The 3997-nt window shown below is 58.3% G+C and carries 4 protein-coding genes and 1 tRNA gene; 1 reads left to right on the top strand and 4 read right to left on the bottom strand.

From position 1 onward, the window contains the following. From ACRY08_RS14650 to ACRY08_RS14640, 3 genes are all read right to left on the bottom strand, one after another. Positions 1-693 (bottom strand): nickel/cobalt transporter (locus ACRY08_RS14650; protein WP_432450703.1); only part of this gene is annotated, 693 nt, incomplete at its 3' end. Next, on the bottom strand, positions 681-1340 hold the full coding sequence (locus tag ACRY08_RS14645; RefSeq protein WP_432450702.1) for a DUF1007 family protein: 660 nt from the start codon (positions 1338-1340) through the stop codon (positions 681-683). The genes ACRY08_RS14645 and ACRY08_RS14650, both read right to left, overlap by 13 nt. A 92-nt stretch (positions 1341-1432) precedes the next feature. Then, a tRNA-Trp gene (locus ACRY08_RS14640) sits at positions 1433-1508 on the bottom strand. Between the two features lie 178 nt (positions 1509-1686). Between ACRY08_RS14640 and ACRY08_RS14635 the strand changes: the two genes are divergently transcribed. Continuing rightward, entirely contained in the window at positions 1687-2505 is an 819-nt protein-coding gene (locus ACRY08_RS14635) for a class I SAM-dependent methyltransferase (protein ID WP_432450701.1), read from the top strand. Positions 2506-2819: 314 nt separating this feature from the next. Here the strand turns inward: ACRY08_RS14635 and tuf are convergent, their stop codons facing one another. Then, positions 2820-3995, bottom strand: coding sequence for an elongation factor Tu (gene tuf, locus ACRY08_RS14630; protein WP_432449604.1), 1176 nt, complete (start codon positions 3993-3995; stop codon positions 2820-2822). Positions 3996-3997 lie beyond the last annotated feature (2 nt).

Here is a 3997-nt window from a genome sequence, read left to right as displayed (position 1 = left end):
GCGAATGGCGATGCCGGCGATTAACACAGCCAGTTCGCGCCAGCTGCCAGCTGCTTCAACCTCGTGCAATCCGGGCGCGTGGGCGTGCCCACAGCTGGGGCAGACATGATCCGCATGATCGTGATGGTCGTGGCCGTGGTGATCGTGATCATAAACTGCGCGGCCATGATGCGGATCAGTTTCAGCCTTCTGGCCTGCGCTCCAACGCATCAGCTTGCGCACACCCCGGACCAAAAGCCACAGCCCAATCAACGCAATGGCGACATAGCTGGCATCTGCAAACCAATCCTCTGCCAGCCCCACCATCTGCTGCCGGGTCAGGTTCAGCGCCAGAAAACCCACCAGCACCAAAAGCACCGCACTTGCCCCCTGCGCCAGGGACGACAAAAGCGCCACAGCAGACATACGCCACAAGGTCGCGCGGCTGGCCATGGCGTAGCCACCGATCAGCACCTTGCCGTGCCCCGGTCCGACCGCGTGGAAGAACCCATAGGAAAAACAGATGGTCAGCAGGGCGGCCAGCGCACCCGGCTCTCCGGCCCTGAGCGCCCGAAGTCCGCGCGCCATCGACGTCTGCACCTCGCGTTGCCACTGAGCGGCCCAGACAGAAACGCCATCCAGCGCGCCGCTGGCCCAAAGCCCCAACCCGGCGACCAAGATCAATAACGAAAAGACGGAAATCAGCCGGAGCATGTCAGCCTCAACTCATCCGCAAACAGGTCCCCGACTTCCGGGTAGCTGTCTTCGTCATACTCAAGGCTGTCGGGTCCATAAAGCAAGCTTTCCACCTTATCATATGCGGCGGCCAGATCAGCAGGCAGATGGTCGATTTTGCAATCCTCGCGCCCCTCAACACTGATCGGCAGGCGCATGTCATAAGCCACAAAGAAGCTTGGATCATAAACCTGAACCGAAACGGGTGTTGCGCCCACGTTGATACGCGTCTTAAGGGGGCGGATGTGCCATGTGACCAGACGCCCATCCTCATATCTCAACCCATGCTCCACAGGCCCCGCCAGATCTACAGGTTGCCCGCCCTGGGTGACATATAGGTCACCGGGAAACCCCGCCGCCCAGTCCACATCCAGACCGGCAAACGCAGCCAAAGCGGCATCCTCTGGCGTGCCGTCCCCATCCTGATCCAGACCATTGTCTTCTATCAGCAGCAGGGAATACAGCTCGTCATAGGCCCAAAAAACCCGCACCCCTGCAAACGCGCCCTGGTCATCGAACAACAGGTTCACACCAGCATCAATGAACACATGCGGATGGCTGGACAAAGGGGCCGCCCCGAAAATCGCCATCGGCAGGGACAATAAAAGAGCGCGAAATCTATTCATGCTTTCGACCTAGCCCGCGGTGGGCCGCGTGACAAGCATACCCGGCAGCATTGGCAGCGCATCGCCGAAAGGTTTGATTGTCCGGATGGTGGTGGCAGGGGCAGCAGGGTTCGAACCCGCGACCTACGGTTTTGGAGACCGTCGCTCTACCAACTGAGCTATACCCCTAGGACCGAGGCCGGGATTACAGCCCCGCGCCGGGGTTTTCAAGCGCTTTCACCGCGATTGCGAAAAAAGAAACCGTATCGAAACACCTTTCCGGCAAGATTTCGCAGCAGCACAGGAGCAACACCCCGTGAAGATGGATGGCATAGAACAATTTCTGCAATGCGCCCCGTGGCATAGCGTGCCCGATACCCGGCTGCATCCGATGCAGTCAGTACCGACCATGCTGTCGCCAGATGAACAGCGGCTGTATTACTGGCTGACGGCCCACTGGACCCGCGACCGTGGCGAAGTGGTGGAACTGGGCAGCTATGTTGGCGGGTCCACCGCACGATTGGCCGCAGGACTGCACGATACTAAAAAGCTGGCGCGCGTCTTTGCCTTTGATCACTTCAGAACTGATGAAAGAACCAAATCACAGGTGCTATATCGCCAAGGGATTAAACCCTTTGAGGGGGAAGACATCCTTCCTCTGTCCAAAGCGCTGCTTTCCAAATGGCAAGAACGTATAGTTTGGCGCCCCGGACCAATTGAACAGAGCGTTTGGGAGGGCGGCCCCATCGAGCTTCTGGTGATGGACGCGTCAAAAAAAGACATGCATATGGACCGGATGGCCGAAATATTTTTCCCGCATCTGATCCCCGGAAAATCTCTATTGGTGCAGCAGGATTTCTACCATTGGCGCCTGCCATGGATCACCGCCCAGATGCAGCGCATGCGGCGCTGGTTCAAACCTCTGGCCTATTGCCCCAACGATACGGTGGTGTTCCTGAACACCCGTCAGATCGACGACGAGGCCTTGGCGGCCGGACGGATCAGTCCATTGTCGGATCAGGAGATTGCGGTTGCACTGCGCCGGATGAACGGACGGGGCATTCCATGGCACAAAGCCTTCCGCATCCGAAAGATGATCCGCGTGATGCAAGCCAATCCCGGCGTGCGCACAGGGTGGAAGATGAAAGATGTCGAAGCTCCGAGGCCCACTGCTGCAACGCGATGACCGCGATGGATAAAAGGGCGCTCCTGTGAGCGCCCTTTTCTTATCTTCTGTATCTCTGGCGCGCGGCGATTTGGCTGTGCCAATTCGCCTGTCGCCAAAGCAAAAGGGCCCCGCGTGGTGCGAGGCCCTTCTGTGATGTGCGAGGGGTGGGGCCTTAAATTTGGCTGCGCCAAATTCTGGTCCCCACTCAATGCGTTTGGACTGACGCAAAAAGGGCGCTCCTGTGAGCGCCCTTTTCTTATCTTCTGTATCTCTAGGCTCTCGGCGATTTGACGTTGTCAATTCGCCTGTCGCCGTAAGAACGCTGGGCGTTCTTACTCGATGATCTTCGACACAACGCCCGAACCAACGGTGCGGCCGCCTTCACGGATGGCGAAGCGCAGCTTCTCTTCCATCGCGATCGGGGCGATCAGTTCAACGTTGAACTTCAGGTTGTCGCCCGGCATCACCATCTCGGTGCCCGAGGGCAGCTCGACGGTACCGGTCACGTCGGTGGTCCGGAAGTAGAACTGCGGACGGTAGTTCGCGAAGAACGGGGTATGACGGCCGCCTTCTTCCTTGGTCAGAATATAGACCTCGGCTTCGAACTTCGTGTGCGGGTTCACCGAGCCCGGCTTACACAGAACCTGGCCACGCTCAACAGCTTCACGGTCGATGCCGCGCAGCAGAACGCCAACGTTGTCGCCTGCTTCGCCGCGATCAAGCAGCTTGCGGAACATTTCAACACCGGTACAGGTGGTTTTCTGGGTGTCTTTGATGCCGACGATTTCGATCTCGTCACCAACATTCACAACACCACGCTCAACACGACCGGTCACAACAGTACCGCGGCCCGAGATCGAGAACACGTCTTCGATCGGCAGCAGGAAGTCGCCGTCAACCGGACGATCCGGGGTCGGGATGTAGTCGTCAACAGCTGCCATCAGCTCTTTGATCTTCTCTTCGCCGATCTCCGGGTTGTTGCCTTCCATGGCAGCCAGAGCCGAACCTGCGATGATCGGAATATCGTCGCCCGGGAAGTCGTATTCGCTCAGAAGCTCACGGATTTCCATCTCGACCAGCTCAAGCAGCTCTTCGTCGTCAACCTGGTCAACCTTGTTCATGAAGACAACCAGAGCAGGCACACCAACCTGACGCGCCAGCAGAATGTGCTCGCGGGTCTGCGGCATGGGGCCATCAGCTGCGTTCACAACCAGAATGCCGCCGTCCATCTGGGCCGCACCGGTGATCATGTTCTTCACGTAGTCAGCGTGACCGGGGCAGTCAACGTGCGCATAGTGACGGTTCTCGGTCTCGTATTCCACGTGAGCGGTCGAGATCGTGATGCCGCGCGCTTTCTCTTCAGGCGCACCATCAATCTGGTCGTATGCCTGGAAGTCACCAAAATACTTGGTGATCGCTGCCGTCAGTGTGGTTTTACCGTGGTCAACGTGGCCGATCGTGCCAACGTTTACGTGCGGCTTACCGCGTTCAAACTTTTCCTTTGCCATGA

This window comes from Aliiroseovarius marinus (genome assembly GCF_050881025.1).
Lineage (GTDB): Bacteria > Pseudomonadota > Alphaproteobacteria > Rhodobacterales > Rhodobacteraceae > Aliiroseovarius > Aliiroseovarius marinus_A.
Note: the sequence above shows the minus strand (reverse complement) of the source record. Positions and strands in the feature narration are given on the sequence as shown.

Coding starts and splice junctions, on each gene's coding strand:
- ACRY08_RS14645 (WP_432450702.1), bottom strand. CDS start 1,340: ATGAATAGATTTCGCGCTCTTTTATTGTCCCTGCCGATGGCGATTTTC.
- tuf (WP_432449604.1), bottom strand. CDS start 3,995: ATGGCAAAGGAAAAGTTTGAACGCGGTAAGCCGCACGTAAACGTTGGC.